We start from the raw sequence: 18,402 nt of genomic DNA, 5'->3' as shown, positions 1-18,402 counted from the left end.
TATGGCGTTTCGTGTCGCGCTTAGCGCGTTCTTAAGTTTAGTGGTTGCGATGGGGATTGGGCGATTTGCTTTCACGCCGCAGGTTCCGCTGATGATTCAGGACCATCAACTGACGCTCACCAGCGCCAGTCTGGTGGCGGCACTCAACTATCTCGGCTATCTGTTTGGCTCGTTTGATGCGATGCGTGCGCGCAACCGCGTCGAGTGGCGTTTACAGACGGGCGTGTGGGGCGCAGTGATTTTAACGCTGCTCTCGGCCTGCGTCAGCGGTCCGTGGTTACATGGCCTGATTCGTTTCCTGATTGGCTGGGCCAGCGGCTGGGCGATGGTGTTGCTGGCGGCATGGGCCAGCGACCAGCTACATCATCACGGACGTCCCGGCTTGCTGGCGGCGGTGTTTGCCGGACCCGGCACCGGCATCTTTATCAGCGGCATGCTGGCGGTGGCGCTGCACGCCAGCGGTGTCAGCGCGGCCTTTGCGTGGGCGGCTTACGGTTTGCTGGCGCTGTTGTTGATTGCCGCGATTGCGCGATTCCTGCCGCGCACCGGCCAGTTACATCGCCCCGATCAAGCTGCATCGCCGCTGGTGCTGAATGGCAATCTCAAGCGCCTGGTGCTGAGTTACAGCCTCGCCGGCTTTGGCTACATTCTGCCCGCCACTTTTCTGTCGCAAATGGCGGCGGCGCGTTTTCCTGACAGCGCGTTTGCCCAGTTTGTCTGGCCGGTGTTTGGTGGCGCGGCGGTGATCGGCATCGTGTTAGGTATTCTGACGCGTCACTGGGGCAGCAGCCATCTGCGGCTGGCCATAGTGTTGTGGGCGCAGGCGTTGGGCGTCATCGCCGCGATTGTACTGCCAGGCTTGAATGGCCTGATGCTGGGCGCAGCGCTGATCGGCGGCGGCTTCCTGTGTGTGGTGCAGCTGACGCTGCAATATGGGCGCGAGCTGGCGCCGCAGCATGCGCGCTATCTTGCCGGTTTGCTCACCACCGGTTATGCGGTCGGGCAGTTGGGCGGTCCGCTACTGTCGTGGATTTCCAGCATGCTATGGCATCAGCTGGAACCCGCGCTATGGGTAGCGGGCGCCAGCTTAATCCTTGCGGGAATGCTGGTTTTACGTCGCCGTACGTGATGAAAAGCTTATCAGAATGATTACTGGATTAAGGGCGCGGAGTATTTCACAATACGCGCTCAGAATTTCCCCCGTGGGCGAAAACCCGCGGGCGCATCACCTGTCGGAGAAGAGTAAATGAGCACCTTAAGTCAGGAAGCCGCCCTGGTTCACGAAGCGCTGTTGGCGCGTGGTCTGGAAACACCGTTACGTGCCCAGGTGCGTGAAATGGATGACGCCGCGCGCAAACGCGAAATTGCCGGTCACATGACGCAAATCATGCAGCTGCTGAACCTGGATCTGGAAGATGACAGCCTGATGGAAACGCCGCACCGCATCGCCAAGATGTATGTGGATGAGATTTTCTCAGGTCTGGATTACGCCAACTTCCCGAAAATCACCGTTATTGAAAACAAGATGAAAGTGGATGAGATGGTAACGGTGCGTGATATCACGTTGACCAGCACTTGCGAACACCACTTTGTGATTATCGATGGCAAAGCCACCGTGGCCTATATCCCGAAAGAGAAAGTGATTGGCCTGTCGAAAATCAACCGTATTGTGCAGTTCTTTGCCCAGCGTCCGCAGGTGCAAGAGCGCCTGACGCAGCAAGTGCTGGTGGCGCTGCAAACGCTGCTCGGCACCAATAACGTTGCGGTGTCGATTGATGCAGTGCATTACTGCGTGAAAGCGCGTGGCGTGAAAGATGCTACCAGCGCCACCACCACCACCTCGCTTGGTGGCTTGTTCAAATCCAGCCAGAACACGCGTCAGGAGTTTTTGCGCGCGGTTCGTCACAGCTAATCTGTTTGGGCAACAGCCTGTTGCCCGATTTCCTCTCTCCGTCAGGGCACTCGATGCAACGCTATCTCGCGCTGGATTTCATTCGTGGTTGCGCCATTCTCGGCATCTTGCTGCTGAACATTGTCGGCTTTGCGTTGCCATCGGCCGCCTATCTCAATCCGGCGTGGCGCGGCGAGGCTGCTACGTCTGATGCCTGGACGTGGGCGATCATGGATGGCCTGGCGCAGCTGAAATTCCTCACGCTGTTTGCCTTGCTGTTTGGTGCCGGTCTTTATATGCAGGCGCCGCGCGGCAGCCGCTGGATGTCGGCGCGTCTGACGCTGCTGGTGCTGCTCGGATTTATTCACGGCATCTTTTTTTGGGAAGGCGACATCCTGCTGGATTATGGCCTGATTGGGCTGATTATCTGGCGCATGCTGCGTGATGTGCCTTCCGACCGCGCGTTGTTACAAACCGGCGCATTACTCTATCTGGTCGGCTGCGGCGTGCTGCTGATTTTCGGCGCGGTCTCCAGCCCCAATCCCACGCGATCCTGGCTGCCGGGTGCGGCGGACCTGCAGTATGAAAGCTACTGGAAACTGCTCGGCGGCTGGGAAGCGGTGCAGAACCGGCTGGATCATCTGTCATCAGGCCTGATGGCGCTGGCATCACAATATGGATGGCAACTGGCGGGTTTGATGCTGATTGGTGCGGCATTGATGCGCAGCGGCTGGCTCAGCGGGCAATTTAGCGTGCAGCACTATCGCCGTTCGGCGGCGCTGCTGCTGACTATCGGCTGGCTGATCGCCATTCCCGGCATCGCCGCGCAGTGGATGATTGGCTGGGAATTCCGCTGGACCGGCTTTTTCCTGCAGGTGCCGCGCGATCTCGCCAGTCCGTTTATCAGCCTCGGTTATGCCGCACTTTGCCTGGGATTCTGGCCGCAAATTGCGTCAACGCGCGTCAGCTACGCCATTCAATGCGTTGGCCGCATGGCCTTGAGCAATTACCTGTTACAGACGCTGATTTGCACCACGCTGTTCTACCGCTTTGATCTGTTCCTCAGGTTCGATCGACTGCAGCTGCTGGCCTTTGTACCGGCTATCTGGCTGGTTAATATCCTGTTTTCCGTGCTGTGGCTGCGCGTCTTCCCGCAAGGCCCAATGGAGTGGATCTGGCGCAAACTGACACGTCTTGCCGCGGGAAAAGCTGATCCTTCCTCCTCGCTCAGATAATGATGTTCATCACAAAGGTTGCAGAATTGTATGTAACCGTTTTCATTGCTGTGACGTGATTCACGTAGTCGTTTCACATGCCCTGACAGAATAGCGCCGTTACGCGCTTGTCGCGCATTTTCAGCCTCTGTGGAACAGCTGCATGATAACGATTCGTGATGTCGCCCGTCAGGCCGGTGTGTCAGTAGCCACCGTGTCGCGTGTGCTCAACAACAGCAGTGCAGTCACCGCCGATACCCGGGAAGCCGTGCTGGCTGCCGTTGATGCGTTAGGCTATCGCCCGAACGCCAACGCGCAGGCGCTGGCTACGCAAATCAGTGACACCATCGGCGTGGTGGTGATGGATGTTTCCGATCCCTTCTTTGGCGCGCTGGTGAAAGCGGTTGATACCGTGGCGCAGCGCGTGCATAAACACGTGTTAATCAGCAACTCCTGGCATCAGGAAGAGAAAGAACGTCACGCAATTGAGGTGCTGATACGTCAACGATGTAACGCATTGGTGGTGCACGCGAAAACGCTTTCAGACGCCGAACTGATGCAGTTTATGGATCAGGTTCCCGGTATGGTATTGATTAATCGTACAATTCCCGGTTACGAACACCGCTGCGTCTGCCTGGATAACGTTACCGGCGCTCAGGTAGCCACGCGCATGTTGTTACAACAGGGACATCAACGCATCGGCTTTCTTAGCTCCAGCCACCCGATTGAGGATGTAACGCAACGACGTGAAGGCTGGCTGCAGGCCTTGTCAGAACAGGGAATTCGCCCGCAGGAGTCATGGATTGCGCATGCTGAACCTGATATGCAAGGCGGCGAAGCAGCGATGGTGGAGTTGCTGGGTCGTAACTTACATTTAACAGCGGTGTTTTCCTACAATGACGGCATGGCGGCGGGTGCATTGACCGCTTTAAAGGACAACGGCATTCAGGTTCCGCAGCATTTCTCTGTCATTGGCTTTGATGATATTCCCATCTCCCGCTATACCGATCCGCAGTTAACCACGGTCCGTTATCCTATTGTTTCTATGGCGAAACTCGCCACAGAATTAGCGCTTAAAGGCGCCGCAGGCGAGCTGGATCAGCTGGCTATACACTGCTTTATGCCAACGCTGGTGCGTCGCCATTCTGTCGCCCAGCGGCAAATTGTGGAGTCGGTCACTAATTCAGGCGATAGCTCAGTGTAACCGTTTCCAATCTGTGATTGCATTCACAGTTAATTAACATGCCGCTCACTATGATGGCAGCGTCTTACCGGACTGAAACATCATGTAACGCCGGGAATTCCTTCTCCCAGCCGGTTTCAGTAGCCGATTGAAATAGTTCACAACACTCTTCAGGAAGCGTTTACCTACAGGGAAGTCAGGATTGCGATGGTGGCCCGGCTTTGCGTTACGCGTCCGCCCATTATCAGGTTTACAACCGACGGCGCTGTTTGCCCGCAGGCAAATAGCGCAATGAAATGCCCTACATAAAAAACCGGAGATACCATGAATAAGAAGGTTTTCACGCTCACAGCACTGGTTGCCAGCATGATGTTTGGTGCAACTGCGCATGCCGCCGATACCCGCATTGGCGTGACCATCTACAAATACGACGACAACTTCATGTCGATGGTGCGTAAGGACATTGAGAAAGAAGCAAAATCATTGGGCGGCATTCAGCTGTTGATGAATGACTCCCAGAACGACCAGTCTAAACAGAACGACCAGATTGACGTGCTGATGGCGAAAGGCGTGAAAGCGCTGGCCATCAACCTGGTGGATCCGGCTGCTGCGGCAGTGGTGATTGATAAAGCGCGTGGCAACGATGTGCCGGTGGTGTTCTTCAACAAAGAACCTAACGCCAAAGTGCTGGCCAGCTACCCGAAAGCGTATTACGTCGGTACCGACTCTAAAGAGTCAGGCATCATCCAGGGTCAGCTGATTGAGAAGCACTGGAAAGCCACGCCAGCCTGGGATCTGAACAAAGACGGTACCATCCAGTTCGTGCTGCTGAAAGGCGAGCCGGGCCATCCGGATGCCGAAGCGCGTACCAAATACGTGATCGATACCCTGAACAAAGACGGCCTGAAAACGCAGCAGCTGGCGATGGATACCGCGATGTGGGATACCGCACAGGCAAAAGACAAAGTTGACGCCTGGCTCTCTGGCCCGAACGCCAACAAGATTGAAGTGATCATCGCTAATAACGATGCGATGGCGATGGGTGCGGTTGAAGCGCTGAAAGCGCACAACAAAACCAGCATTCCGGTGTTTGGTGTCGATGCACTGCCAGAAGCGCTGGCGCTGGTGAAATCAGGCGCGCTGGCCGGTACCGTGTTGAACGATGCGGAAAACCAGGCGAAAGCGACGCTAGATATTGCTAACAATCTGGCCAATGGCAAAGAGCCAACTGCAGGCACTAACTTCAAGATGGACAACAAAATCGTACGTGTTCCTTACGTACCAGTAGATAAAGAAAATCTGTCGCAGTTTGTGAAGTAATTCATCCTGGGCGCGGCATTTCGCCGCGCCTTATTGCATCTGACCAACGCTTTATTTAGCCAGGTAAATTATGGCCAGTGAGAATCCGACCACACAGCGTGAATATCTGCTGGAGATGACGAATGTCTCGAAATCATTTCCAGGGGTTAAAGCCTTAGATAATGTGAATTTAAAAGTGCGGCCGCACTCTGTTCATGCATTAATGGGCGAAAACGGCGCCGGGAAATCTACATTATTAAAATGTCTGTTTGGGATTTATAAAAAGGATACGGGGAGCATCCTGTTTCAGGGTGAGGAAATTGATTATAAGAGCTCCAAAGAAGCGCTGGAAAATGGCGTTTCCATGGTGCATCAGGAATTAAACCTGGTTCTGCAACGCAACGTCATGGATAACATGTGGCTTGGCCGTTATCCGCGTAAAGGCGTGTTTGTTGATCAGGATAAAATGTATCGCGATACCAAAGCGATCTTTGATGAATTAGATATTGATATCGATCCGCGCGATAAAGTTGCCACCTTATCGGTGTCGCAGATGCAGATGATCGAAATCGCCAAAGCCTTCTCCTATGATGCCAAAATCGTCATTATGGATGAGCCGACATCATCGCTGACCGAAAAAGAAGTGAACCACTTGTTCACGATTATTCGTAAGCTGAAAGATCGTGGCTGCGGCATTGTGTATATCTCGCACAAGATGGAAGAGATATTCCAGCTGTGTGATGAGATTACCATTTTGCGTGACGGACAGTGGATCGCCACCCAGCCGCTGGAAGGCCTGGACATGGACAAAATCATCTCGATGATGGTTGGCCGTTCATTGAACCAGCGCTTCCCGGATAAAACTAACGTGCCGGGGGAAACCATTCTTGAGGTGCGCCATTTAACCTCACTGCGTCAGCCGTCGATTCGTGATATCTCGTTCGATCTGCGTAAAGGTGAAATTCTTGGTATTGCCGGTTTGGTGGGCGCTAAACGTACCGACATCGTCGAAACCCTGTTTGGCATTCGCGAGAAGTCAGGCGGTACGATTAAGCTGCACGGCAAGAGTATTAATAACCACAGCGCCAACGAAGCCATTAACCACGGCTTTGCGCTAGTGACGGAAGAGCGTCGCTCCACCGGTATTTATGCGTATCTGGATATAGGCTTTAACTCGCTTATCTCCAATATTAAAAAGTATAAATCCAGCATGGGGCTGCTCGATAATAAACGCATGAAAAGCGATACCCAATGGGTCATTGATTCGATGCGCGTGAAAACGCCGGGTCATCATACGCAAATTGGTTCGCTTTCCGGTGGTAACCAACAGAAAGTGATTATTGGTCGCTGGTTATTAACGCAGCCGGAAATATTGATGCTTGATGAACCGACGCGCGGGATTGATGTGGGCGCGAAATTCGAAATCTACCAACTTATTGCCGAGTTGGCGAAGAAAGAGAAGGGCATCATTATTATCTCTTCTGAAATGCCAGAGCTGTTGGGTATTACCGATCGTATTTTAGTGATGAGTAATGGCCAGGTAGCAGGCATTGTTGATACCAAAACGACCTCGCAGAATGAAATCCTGCGTTTAGCGTCATTACACCTTTAATGAAGCAAGGGCTTTAACATGAAAGCGACTACTAAAAAGAATGCGCTAACCTGGTTAAAAGAGGGCGGCATTTACGTTGTCCTGTTTGTACTGCTGGCAATTATTATTTTCCAGGATCCAACGTTCTTAAGTTTAATGAACCTGAGTAATATTCTGACCCAATCTTCGGTGCGTATTATTATCGCACTCGGCGTGGCCGGTTTGATTGTCACCCAGGGTACCGACCTTTCAGCGGGTCGTCAGGTTGGCTTAGCGGCGGTGGTGGCAGCCACGCTGCTGCAGGCAATGGATAACGCGAACAAGGTGTTCCCGCATCTGGATACCGTACCCATTCCGGTGGTTATCCTGACCGTGTGCATCATCGGCGGTGTGATTGGTCTGGTGAACGGGGTGATTATTGCTTACCTCAAGGTAACGCCATTTATCACCACGTTGGGCACCATGATTATCGTTTACGGTATCAACTCGCTCTATTACGATTTTGTGGGTGCATCGCCAATTGCCGGTTTCGATCCTGGCTTCTCCAAATTTGCCCAAGGCTTCCTGCGTTTTGGTGATTTCAAACTGTCGTTTATCACCTTCTACGCTGTGATTGCCATCGTCTTTGTTTGGGTGCTGTGGAATAAAACTCGCTTTGGTCGCAATATCTTCGCTATCGGTGGTAACCCGGAAGCGGCGAAAGTGTCTGGCGTGAACGTGCCGTTCAACCTGATTCTGGTGTATGCCTTGTCTGGCGTGTTCTACGCGTTCGGCGGGATGCTGGAAGCAGGCCGTATCGGCAGCGCCACCAATAACCTCGGCTTTATGTATGAGCTGGATGCGATTGCGGCTTGTGTGGTCGGCGGCGTGTCGTTTGCCGGGGGCGTGGGTTCGGTGGCCGGCGTGGTGACCGGTGTCATTATCTTCACCGTGATTAACTACGGTTTGACCTACATCGGCGTTAACCCTTACTGGCAGTACATCATCAAGGGCGGCATTATCATCTTCGCCGTGGCGCTGGATTCATTGAAGTACGCACGTAAGAAGTAGTGGGTTTCCCCAACTTTCTCCCGCAGGCGGGAGAGGGAGTAGACCGAATTCTGGCTTAAACCTGCACTACACGGTTCCCTCTCCCGCTCGCGGGAGAGGGCCAAGTGAGGGAACAAACATCACTTCTGCAGTTTCTCTTCCAACTCCAAAAGCTGCTCCGGCGTCACCGCCGGATAACTCTGCGCATCTTCCGGCACTTCATGCACCGCAGGAATCGGCACTAATGGGCCAAGGAAGCGCGGCTCGCGCTTCATCAAATACAAATCCGCCAGCGCACCCAAACGCGCACCCACTTCGCGGAAACGCACCGACAACATATTCTTCGGCGACGGCACCGCATAGCACTGCGCCTGAATGCCCAAATGCTGCGCGATATACAGCGCTCGCTCGCAGTGGAAGCGCTGAGTAATGATGATGAAATCGTTGGTATCGAACACTTTACGCGTGCGCACAATCGAATCCAGCGTGCGGAAGCCAGCGTAATCCAGCACGATGTCCGACGGCGCGACGCCCGCTTTGATCAAATCGCGGCGCATGGTCATCGGTTCGTTATAGCTTTGCTGCGCATTATCACCGCTCAGCAGCAGGTAATTGACCTTGCCGCTGTTATAGGCGTTTAACGCGCCCTGAATGCGATAGAGGTAATACTGATTGATCACGCCCGTGCGGTAGTACTTCGCCGTGCCCAAGACCACGCCGACCTGACGATGTGGCAACGAGGTGACATCTTCATATATAAAGGGCGCGGTTTTCCAGCTGATCCAGCGATCCAGGCCGAGCGCGGTCGCCACCATCAGTAAGATGATGAAAAACAGACCAAAGAAAACGCGTTTAATCATGCGCGCGGGCACTCGGTTGGCAGAATTCAGAATGGATAAAGGCTACTTGAGGCGGGCGGGGGAAGCAAGTAAACGCCCGTTGGCTGACGTTTTTTTAAACGTTGCCGGATCTAAATGATCCGGCAACGGATTTATCAGATCGAAGTACGGCGATAATTACGATACTGCGGCAGCCAGAAGTTGTTGCTGACGGCTTTCGACAATACATCTTCCGACGTCACCACCGCCACGCCCGCCAGCTGCGCGGCTTTACCCACCTCAATGGCAATCAGCTTGGAAACGCCCTGAATGTCTTTGATCTCCGGCAGAACCGGACCTTCGCCATCGTTAACCAGCGGCGAGCAGTCGGCCAATGCGCGACTGGCGGTCATCAGCATCGAATCCGTCACGCGACTGGCGCCCGCGGCGATAACCCCCAAACCGATGCCAGGGAAGATATAGGAGTTATTGCACTGGGCGATGGGATAGGTTTTCCCTTTCCAGGTGACTGGCGAGAACGGGCTGCCGGTGGCAACCAGCGCGGCGCCGTCAGTCCAGGCGATGATGTCGGCTGGCGTCGCTTCAACGCGTGAAGTCGGGTTCGACAGCGGCATAACAATTGGACGCTTAGTGTGCTTGTGCATCTCGCGAATGATCTCTTCGGTGAACAGGCCAGGTTGGCCAGACACGCCGATCAGAATATCCGGCTTGGCGTTGCGTACCACGTCGAGCAGAGAAATGGAGTCGCTGCTGGTGTCCCAATCTTTCAGGCTGTCACTCTTCTGCACCAGCTTACTCTGGAAATTGAGCAGGTTCGGCAGCTTGTCGGTGAGCAAACCGAAGCGATCGACCATCATCACGCGGCCACGCGCTTCATCATCGCTCAATCCTTCCGACTTCATCTGCGCGATGATCTGCTCGGCAATACCGCAACCGGCAGAACCGGCACCGAGGAACACCACTTTCTGCTCGCACAGGCGGCTGCCCGCAGCGCGGCTGGCGGCGATGAGGGTGCCGACGGTCACTGCGGCGGTGCCCTGAATATCGTCGTTGAAGCAGCAGATCTCATCGCGATAGCGCTCCAGCAGCGGCATGGCGTTTTTCTGCGCGAAGTCTTCGAACTGTAACAGCACGTTCGGCCAGCGACGATTCACCGCCTGAATGAATTCATTGACGAACTCTTCGTACTCTTCGCCGGTAATACGCGGATGACGCCAGCCCATATAGAGCGGATCGTTCAGCAGCTGCTGGTTGTTGGTACCCACATCCAGCACCACCGGCAAGGTGTAAGCCGGGCTGATGCCGCCACACGCGGTATACAGCGACAGCTTACCGATTGGGATGCCCATGCCGCCGATACCCAAATCTCCGAGGCCGAGAATACGTTCGCCATCAGTCACCACGATCACTTTGACATTCTGCTTGGTGGCGTTCTGCAGCATGTCTTCAATGCGGTCGCGGTTGTTATAAGAGATGAATACGCCGCGCGCGCGACGGTAGATTTCAGAGAAGTGTTCACAGGCGGCGCCGACCGTTGGGGTGTAGATAATTGGCATCATCTCTTCCAGATGATTGTCGAGCAGGCGGTAGAACAGGGTTTCGTTGGTGTCCTGGATATTGCGCAGATAGACATGCTTGTCGTTGTTGTTTTTAAAATCCAGGAACTGGCGCCAGGCACGTTCTGCTTGCTCTTCGATGGTTTCTACCGCTTCGGGTAGCAGGCCGTTGAGGTTAAATTCGTTACGTTCTTCGAGGGTGAAGGCGCTGCCTTTATTCAACAGCGGAAATTCCAGCAGGATCGGACCCGCATAAGGAATATACAGCGGGCGTTTACTTTCGTAGTCGAGTTCCATGCAGTGCTTGCTCCGGTTGCAGTGTTTTCTGACGTATCGCCGGGAAAAGGTAACGCCAGTCCATCTTGAAGTGAAGAGGTTCTGGCGCCCGATCCTATGAAAATTCCTGCAGATGTACAGCTTTTGTTAACAGGAGGTCACAAAAGCGGTAAAAGGATCACTAAACTGATGTTTTCGAAACTAAAGTAAGTGAGAAATCCTCACATCCTAACGCCTTAAGCGTCGCGCGGGTCGCGTCAAGCTGACTCAGCGTGCTGTCCTGACATTCCGCCAAAACCGCTTGCTGAATTGTCTCCAGCGCTTCGTTGCTCATGTTCATCAAAATCAGTGCAGCCTGCAGCGGCGGCAAGCTGGGGTTGAAGGCGGCGTTTTCTGCATAGCGACCGGTAAAGACCTTGCCGCTCTGGCTGCGCAGCGCCACGCCGCTGTAACTCTGGCTGTAAGGCGCGTGACTGTGATTGGCGGCGGTAATGGCGGCCTGTTGCAATGCACCGCCTGCAACCGCAAAACCATGATCGACCGGCGTTAGAAGACGTTCGGTGATATTCAGATCGGCAGGGCCAAACGCATCCGGCAGATAGTCGCCCAGCGTGCTAACCGCGCGTCCCGGCAGGCTGATGCGAATCGCCGTGCCGCTGTTCAGTTCGTTCATAAACTGACGGCAATGTCCGCACGGCGTGTAGTTGACGGTAATCGCCGCCAGCTTCTCTTCACCGCGCAGCCAGGCGTGCGTAATGGCGCTCTGCTCGGCGTGCACCGTCTGCTGCAGCGGGGTATGCAGGAACTCCATGTTGGCGCCGAAGTACCAGTGGCCGCTGACGCCGCGCGAAATCGCGCCGACATTGAAGTGAGACACCGTTGCCACGGCGCAGCTCGCCGCCAGCGGCAGCAGTTCCAGCGCCAGCGCATCTTCATCCAGTCCGGTAAGCTGTTTCAGTTGCGCGACATCCTGCGGACGCAATACGCCATGGAAATCCGGCGCATCCAGCAGCGGCTGAATAGCAGCTTGCAGCGCAGCGGGCAGGGCAGAAAAAGCAGTTAGGAATCGTGAATGCATGATGGGATGACCTCAGTTACGCGTTAGCGGCGATGCGCCGCCTGACGTTTTATATGTGATCCAAGTCGCTCTGACAATGCAAGCTGATTGGGTTGTTTCAACTTTGCGAGATCTCTCGCAAGTTTTAGCCCCACCAATGCATTAATAGCGGAAAAAGCAGCGGCGCCAGTAACGAGGTGATGATGCCGCAAATCACCAGCGCAAGGGAGCTGAACGCGCCTTCCTGATAATCGATCTCAGCTGCGCGCGCGGTACCTAACGCGTGCGATGCGTTACCAATTGCTAACCCGCGCGAGGATTTGTTTTTCACCTTAAACAGATTGAGCAGCATATGGCCAAACACCGCACCCAGCACGCCGGCGATAAGCACGCAGATGGCGCTGATGGCAGGAATACCGTGCAGCGATGCGGAGACCGCCATCGCAATTGGCGTGGTAACGGATTTCGGCATGATGGTGGCGGCGATTTCCGGCGTTGCGCCCATCCACAGCGCAATCGCGGTGCCCGATACCATTGCCGTGATGCTGCCGATGAAGCAGACGCTGATGATGGTTTTCCAGCGCGCGCGAATCTGATGCATCTGCTCATACAGCGGCAACGCCAGCGCTACGACTGCCGGTTGCAGCAACTGATTGAGCAGGCTGCTGCCGGCAAAATAGCGCGTGTATGGCAGGTGAGTCAGCAGCAGAATCGGGATGACAATCGCCATCGCCACTAACAATGGATTAACGATGGAGATATTAATTTTCGCCGCCAGTTTTCGCGCCAGGAAATAGGCGATCACCGTCAGCGGCAGCGACCACCATGCATCACTCATTCGGCTTCTCCTGCGGGCGCTGCAGGCGCTCTGCGCTGAGCCCGACAATCAGCAGCACCATAAAAGTACTGACAATGCATGACACCACAATCGGCCCAAACTGCGCGGTGAGGATATCGGTATAGCCCATTACACCAACGCTAATCGGCACAAACAGCAGTGCCATATAGCGAATCAGTAAATGGCATCCGGGTTTCACCCACTCAACCGGCATGATTTGCAGACCCAGCAGCAGGAATAGCAGCAGCATGCCGATGATGCTGCCGGGAATGGTTATTGGGAGCAGGGCAGAAATCCCCATTCCAGCGTAAAGCGCCGCATAGATGATGACGAAGGCGCGCACATAGCGCCAAAAAGCAGTGAGAACGGCAGGCATGTCAGGCTCCTGTTTTCGTAGCGCTTTATCATACGCATTAAGCGATTAGCGTGCTAGCGATCACATTGGAATGCAGATTCCAGCTTTTTCATCGCGTTATTTTCCTCCTGCAAACATGGCGTAGGGTAAGCCGATATCGCGAAAGGGAGGCGATGATGAAAGCGATTACGCGGCGGCGACAACTGCGCCAGGCAATGCCTGAAGCGGAGCATCTTTTGTGGCGTTTTTTACGTAATCGGAATTTATGCGGAGTGAAGTTTCGGCGTCAGCATCCGATTGGCGGTTATATCGTGGATTTCGCCTGTATTGAAAGGAGGGTGATAGTTGAGCTAGACGGCGGGCAGCATAACGAAGATGAAGCGAAGATTTATGATCAACAACGAACGGCTTTTTTAGAGCGAGGTGGCTGGAGAGTGATTAGATTCTGGAATCATCAGGTTTTCGAAGAGTTTGATGCGGTGATGGAGGAGATATATCGGCAGTTGATGTTGCCTGGGCCCTCACCCTAGCCCTCTCCCGCCAGCGGGCGAGGGAATGGTTAGGTGGAGCAGGCTAGCATAAAGTGGAGTGAAAAATTAAATGGCTGCTTTGAACGGTTCCCTCTCCCGCGCGCGGGAGAGGGCTAGGGTGAGGGCAACGAAATCCGTTACTTAACTGACATGCCCGGTACTGCGCCGCTATCAACCGACAGCACAAACAGGTCTTTGCCGCCTGGACCCGCTGACAGCACCATACCTTCGGAAATACCGAAGCGCATTTTACGCGGCGCGAGGTTGGCGACGATGATGGTCATCTTGCCTACCAGCACCGACGGATCCGGATACGCAGCGCGAATGCCAGAGAAAATCTGACGCTTCTCGCCACCCAAATCCAGCTCCAGACGCAGCAGCTTGTCAGAACCCTCAACCAGCTCCGCTTTCTCTATCAGCGCCACGCGCATATCGACCTTGGCAAAATCATCAATGGTGATGGTGTCGCCAATCGGCGCATCAGCCAGCGGACCGGTTGCTGCAGGCTTATTCGCCGCCGCCGCATCTTCTTTCGAGGCCTCAATCAGCGCGTCGACTTTGGTCATTTCGATACGGCCATACAGCGCTTTGAACGGCGCCACTTCATGATCCAGCAACGGTTGGGCAATTGCATCCCAGCTCAGTTCGCTCTGCAGGAAGGCTTCGGCACGCTCGCTCAAAGATGGCAGCACTGGCTTCAGCCAGGTCATCAAGACGCGGAACAGGTTAATGCCCATGGAGCAAATCGCCTGCAGGTCGGCATCGCGGCCTTCTTGCTTTGCTACCACCCAAGGTGCCTGCTCATCGACATAGCGGTTTGCCAGATCGGCCAGCGCCATGATTTCACGGATCGCGCGGTTATATTCGCGGCTGGCCCAAGCTTCGCCAATCTTCTCTGAGGCCGCCACAAAGGTTTGATACAACGCGGGATCGGCCAGTTCACTCGCCAGTTTGCCGCCAAAGCGTTTGGTCAGGAAGCCGGCATTACGTGACGCCAGGTTCACCACTTTGTTCACCACGTCTGCGTTCACGCGCTGCACGAAATCTTCCAAATTCAGGTCGATGTCGTCGATGCGTGAAGAGAGCTTGGCTGCGTAGTAATAGCGCAGGCTATCGGCATCCAGATGCTGCAACCAGGTGCTGGCTTTAATAAAGGTGCCGCGCGATTTAGACATCTTCGCGCCGTTCACCGTCACATAACCGTGTACGAACAGGTTGGTTGGCTTGCGGAAGTTGCTGCCTTCCAGCATCGCTGGCCAGAACAGGCTGTGGAAATAGACGATGTCTTTACCGATGAAGTGATACAGCTCAGTAGCGGAATCTTTCTTCCAGAACTCGTCGAAATCGATATCGCCGCGTTTGTCGCACAGGTTTTTGAATGAACCCATGTAACCGATTGGCGCATCCAGCCAGACGTAGAAGTATTTGCCCGGCGCGCCAGGGATTTCGAAGCCGAAGTAAGGTGCATCGCGGGAGATATCCCACTGCTGCAAGCCAGACTCGAACCACTCTTGCATCTTGTTAGCCACCTGCTCTTGCAGTGCGCCTGAACGCGTCCACGCCTGCAGCATCGCGCTGAAAGAGGGCAGATCAAAGAAGAAGTGCTCGGAATCGCGCAGCACCGGCGTCGCGCCTGAGACCACCGATTTCGGGTCGATCAGCTCGGTTGGGCTGTAGGTTGCGCTACACACTTCGCAGTTATCGCCATATTGATCCGGTGACTTACATTTCGGGCAGGTGCCTTTCACGAAACGGTCCGGCAGGAACATGCCTTTCTCAGGATCGTACAGCTGCGAAATGGTGCGGTTCTTAATGAAGCCGTTCTCTTTCAGGCGACCATAAATCAGCTCGGACAGTTGACGGTTTTCGTCACCGTGCGTCGAGTGATAGTTGTCGTAGCTGATATTGAAGCCAGCAAAATCCGTTTCGTGCTCCTGCTTCATCTCCGCGATCATCTGCTCCGGCGCGATGCCAAGCTGCTGAGCTTTCAGCATGATCGGCGTGCCGTGAGCGTCGTCTGCACAGATGAAGTGAACCTGGTTGCCACGCATTCGCTGGTAACGGACCCAAATGTCAGCCTGAATGTGTTCAAGCATGTGACCGAGATGGATTGAACCGTTTGCGTACGGCAGTGCGCACGTTACCAGAATTTTTTTAGCGACTTGAGTCATGTTTGCGTAGCGTTCCGTTGAAGAAAAATCGGTGTTAGATGTTAACCGAAGCACCCTCTGGCGTAAACACAGCTGGACATCCACGTCACTTTTAGCGCCTATCTGATATTATTGAACAGACACCGCCGCAATCTGGCGTGATGAATAAACAAGGAGAGGGGATGACTTCACAATCCCAGCAACATCATTCACCTGAGGCGCTGCGAGCATTGGTTATCGGCGTGTTGAGTGACTTTGAACATCCGACGCTGCAACATAACCTGACCACGCTGAAAGCCCTGCGCCATGTCGCGCTGCTGGATGACAAGCTGCATATCGAGCTGGTGATGCCGTTCGCGTGGGCCAGCGCTTTTGAAGAGCTGAAAGCGCAAACCAGCGCCGAACTGTTGCGCCTGACGGATGCCAGCGCCATTGACTGGCGACTGCGCCACGACATCGCCACGCTGAAGCGGGTGAAAAACCATCCGGGCGCGACCGGTGTGAAGAACATCATCGCCGTGAGTTCTGGCAAAGGTGGCGTGGGCAAATCCAGCACCGCTGTGAACATGGCGCTGGCGCTGATCGCTGAAGGCGCGCGCGTGGGGATTCTCGATGCGGATATTTACGGTCCGTCGATCCCTAATATGCTCGGCACCGAAAATCAGCGTCCTACCTCGCCAGATGGCACGCACATGGCACCGATAATGGCGCACGGCCTGGCAACCAATTCGATTGGTTATCTGGTCACCGACGACAACGCCATGGTGTGGCGTGGTCCAATGGCCAGCAAAGCCCTGATGCAGCTGCTCAACGAAACCCTGTGGCCGGATCTCGATTATCTGATCCTCGATATGCCGCCAGGTACCGGCGATATTCAGCTGACGCTGGCGCAAAACGTGCCGGTGACCGGCGCGCTGGTGGTCACCACGCCGCAGGACATCGCCTTGATTGACGCGCGTAAAGGGATGGTGATGTTCGAGAAAGTGAGCGTGCCGGTGCTGGGCGTGATCGAGAATATGAGCATGCACATTTGTAGCCAATGCGGACATCACGAGCCGATTTTCGGCACCGGCGGTGCGCAGAAGCTGGTGGAAGATTACAGCACCCGTTTGCTGGCCCAGTTGCCGCTGCACATTACGCTGCGTGAAGATCTGGATGATGGCGAACCGACCGTGGTGCGCCGTCCGGACAGTGATTTCACCGCGCTCTACCGCCAACTGGCGGGTCGCGTTGCAGCGCAGCTCTATTGGCAGGGAGAGATTATCCCTGGCGATATCGCGTTCCGCGCCGTTTAACGCCTTCCAGTTCCGCTGGTGCGCGTCGCCAGCGGAAAATGCATCAGCACATATTTTCCCTGCTCGCTCTCGCCAACCGCTTCGCGCCGCCAGCCGTGTTTGAGATAAAAATCCATCGCCGCCTGATTCTGTTGCAGGCATTTTAAGGCGCCCGTCGAGCTAAATCGCGATTGCACTTTTTCTAACAGCGCGCTGCCCACGCCTTGTCCCTGCGCATCGGGGTCGACATACAGACTATGCAGGAAGTTGTCATTATCCAGCACCGCCGCAAACCCCACGCGATGCCCATTCAGTTCAGCGACCAGCACGGTTTCGCCCAAAATCACCGCATCGAAATCTTCTAACTGCCAATCATCGCCATCCAGCCACGTCCAGTTATGGCGTCGCGCGGCAAGATACAGCGTGCGCAGAAAAGGCCGATCGGCTTCGTCAAAAAAACGTATATGCACCCATTTGCTCCGTCAGTTAGGTATTTGAATAAAAGTAGCAGTTTCACCGCAAAAAGATAAAGCCTGACAGAACCGCGCCCTTTTTGTGTAGAATGCCTCCGCGAGCCGCATGAAATCAGGTGTCGGCGCTTTGATAGCTTTTGGTTATCTGATTGATAACGTCTGCATATTAGAAGTTGGCCCGAAAATTCTGTAGCCTGCATCACATCTTTTAACGGAGGTCACCATGTCCATCATTAATACCAAGATCAAACCATTTAAAAACGCAGCGTTCAAAAACGGCGAATTCATCGAAGTCACCGAGAAAGACGTTGAAGGTAAATGGAGTGTTTTCTTCTTCTACCCGGCTGACTTCACCTTCGTATGCCCAACCGAACTGGGTGACGTTGCAGACCATCACGAAGAGTTCCAGAAACTGGGTGTAGATATCTACTCTGTTTCTACTGACACGCACTTTACCCACAAAGCCTGGCACGGTTCTTCAGACACCATCGCGAAAATCAAATACGCGATGATCGGTGACCCAACTGGCGCGCTGACCCGTAACTTCGAAATCATGCGCGAAGACGAAGGTCTGGCAGACCGCGGTACCTTCATCGTTGACCCGCAAGGTATCATCCAGGCGATCGAAATCACTGCAGAAGGCATTGGCCGTGACGCATCTGACCTGATCCGTAAAGTGAAAGCCGCTCAGTACGTTGCTTCTCACCCAGGTGAAGTTTGCCCGGCAAAATGGAAAGAAGGCGAAGCAACGCTGGCTCCATCACTGGACCTGGTTGGCAAAATCTAAGTTAGCTGCCATTCGATCTTTCTCTATCGGGTGCTACGGCACCCGATTTTCATGACAGGA

The 18,402-nt window shown here is 54.5% G+C and carries 17 protein-coding genes; 10 read left to right on the top strand and 7 right to left on the bottom strand.

Features of this window, described 5'->3' with window-relative positions:
* The first annotated feature begins 1 nt into the window (after position 1).
* The 7 genes from KVT28_RS12170 (at position 2) to mglC (ending at position 8,228) form a co-directional block, all read left to right on the top strand.
* Positions 2-1,129: a YbfB/YjiJ family MFS transporter gene (locus KVT28_RS12170; RefSeq protein WP_217548689.1), complete on the top strand. Its 1,128-nt coding sequence runs from the start codon at positions 2-4 to the stop codon at positions 1,127-1,129.
* A gap of 117 nt (positions 1,130-1,246) precedes the next feature.
* Entirely contained in the window at positions 1,247-1,912 is a 666-nt protein-coding gene (gene folE, locus KVT28_RS12165) for a GTP cyclohydrolase I FolE (RefSeq protein ID WP_217548687.1), read from the top strand.
* A gap of 53 nt (positions 1,913-1,965) precedes the next feature.
* Positions 1,966-3,126 carry a DUF418 domain-containing protein YeiB gene (gene yeiB, locus KVT28_RS12160; protein ID WP_101763713.1) on the top strand — a complete coding sequence of 387 codons (1,161 nt, stop codon included), beginning with the start codon at positions 1,966-1,968 and terminating at the stop codon, positions 3,124-3,126.
* Positions 3,127-3,268: 142 nt separating this feature from the next.
* Positions 3,269-4,309, top strand: coding sequence for an HTH-type transcriptional regulator GalS (gene galS, locus KVT28_RS12155; RefSeq protein ID WP_217548685.1), 1,041 nt, complete (start codon positions 3,269-3,271; stop codon positions 4,307-4,309).
* Between the two features lie 303 nt (positions 4,310-4,612).
* Positions 4,613-5,608: a galactose/glucose ABC transporter substrate-binding protein MglB gene (gene mglB, locus KVT28_RS12150; protein WP_101763715.1), complete on the top strand. Its 996-nt coding sequence runs from the start codon at positions 4,613-4,615 to the stop codon at positions 5,606-5,608.
* 70 nt (positions 5,609-5,678) lie between these two features.
* Positions 5,679-7,199, top strand: coding sequence for a galactose/methyl galactoside ABC transporter ATP-binding protein MglA (gene mglA / locus KVT28_RS12145; protein WP_110866613.1), 1,521 nt, complete (start codon positions 5,679-5,681; stop codon positions 7,197-7,199).
* A gap of 18 nt (positions 7,200-7,217) precedes the next feature.
* Complete coding sequence (gene mglC, locus KVT28_RS12140; RefSeq protein ID WP_007889502.1) at positions 7,218-8,228, top strand: galactose/methyl galactoside ABC transporter permease MglC; 1,011 nt, start codon at positions 7,218-7,220, stop codon at positions 8,226-8,228.
* Positions 8,229-8,347: 119 nt separating this feature from the next.
* Here mglC and sanA read toward each other — a convergent pair whose 3' ends face one another.
* From sanA to KVT28_RS12115, 5 genes are all read right to left on the bottom strand, one after another.
* Positions 8,348-9,067 carry an outer membrane permeability protein SanA gene (gene sanA, locus KVT28_RS12135; RefSeq protein WP_008104952.1) on the bottom strand — a complete coding sequence of 240 codons (720 nt, stop codon included), beginning with the start codon at positions 9,065-9,067 and terminating at the stop codon, positions 8,348-8,350.
* A gap of 134 nt (positions 9,068-9,201) precedes the next feature.
* Positions 9,202-10,899, bottom strand: coding sequence for an NAD-dependent malic enzyme (locus KVT28_RS12130; protein ID WP_101763321.1), 1,698 nt, complete (start codon positions 10,897-10,899; stop codon positions 9,202-9,204).
* A 160-nt stretch (positions 10,900-11,059) separates the two neighbouring features.
* Positions 11,060-11,956: a cytidine deaminase gene (gene cdd, locus KVT28_RS12125; RefSeq protein ID WP_217548683.1), complete on the bottom strand. Its 897-nt coding sequence runs from the start codon at positions 11,954-11,956 to the stop codon at positions 11,060-11,062.
* A gap of 124 nt (positions 11,957-12,080) precedes the next feature.
* Entirely contained in the window at positions 12,081-12,773 is a 693-nt protein-coding gene (locus KVT28_RS12120; protein WP_101763323.1) for a CidB/LrgB family autolysis modulator, read from the bottom strand.
* Entirely contained in the window at positions 12,766-13,149 is a 384-nt protein-coding gene (locus tag KVT28_RS12115; protein WP_217548681.1) for a CidA/LrgA family protein, read from the bottom strand. Before KVT28_RS12115 ends, KVT28_RS12120 begins: the two co-directional genes overlap by 8 nt.
* A 152-nt stretch (positions 13,150-13,301) precedes the next feature.
* On the opposite strand from KVT28_RS12115, the gene KVT28_RS12110 reads away from it, so the two are divergent.
* Entirely contained in the window at positions 13,302-13,658 is a 357-nt protein-coding gene (locus KVT28_RS12110; RefSeq protein ID WP_192411507.1) for an endonuclease domain-containing protein, read from the top strand.
* Positions 13,659-13,795: 137 nt separating this feature from the next.
* Here the strand turns inward: KVT28_RS12110 and metG are convergent, their stop codons facing one another.
* Positions 13,796-15,829, bottom strand: a complete 2,034-nt coding sequence (gene metG, locus KVT28_RS12105; RefSeq protein WP_217548679.1) for a methionine--tRNA ligase — start codon at positions 15,827-15,829, stop codon at positions 13,796-13,798.
* A gap of 161 nt (positions 15,830-15,990) precedes the next feature.
* Here metG and apbC point away from each other — a divergent pair, with 161 nt between their 5' ends.
* Complete coding sequence (gene apbC / locus KVT28_RS12100) at positions 15,991-17,103, top strand: iron-sulfur cluster carrier protein ApbC (RefSeq protein WP_110866619.1); 1,113 nt, start codon at positions 15,991-15,993, stop codon at positions 17,101-17,103.
* Here the strand turns inward: apbC and KVT28_RS12095 are convergent.
* On the bottom strand, positions 17,100-17,552 hold the full coding sequence (locus KVT28_RS12095; protein ID WP_110866620.1) for a GNAT family N-acetyltransferase: 453 nt from the start codon (positions 17,550-17,552) through the stop codon (positions 17,100-17,102). The two genes, apbC and KVT28_RS12095, sit on opposite strands and share 4 nt — an antisense overlap.
* Before the next feature lie 226 nt (positions 17,553-17,778).
* On the opposite strand from KVT28_RS12095, the gene ahpC reads away from it, so the two are divergent.
* Positions 17,779-18,342, top strand: a complete 564-nt coding sequence (gene ahpC, locus KVT28_RS12090) for an alkyl hydroperoxide reductase subunit C (RefSeq protein WP_101763328.1) — start codon at positions 17,779-17,781, stop codon at positions 18,340-18,342.
* The last annotated feature ends 60 nt before the right edge of the window (positions 18,343-18,402 follow it).

This window comes from Pantoea sp. GbtcB22 (assembly GCF_019091025.1).
GTDB classification, from domain to species: domain Bacteria; phylum Pseudomonadota; class Gammaproteobacteria; order Enterobacterales; family Enterobacteriaceae; genus Pantoea; species Pantoea leporis.
The sequence above is the reverse complement of the archived record's forward strand: the minus strand, read 5'-3'. Positions and strand labels throughout refer to the sequence as shown.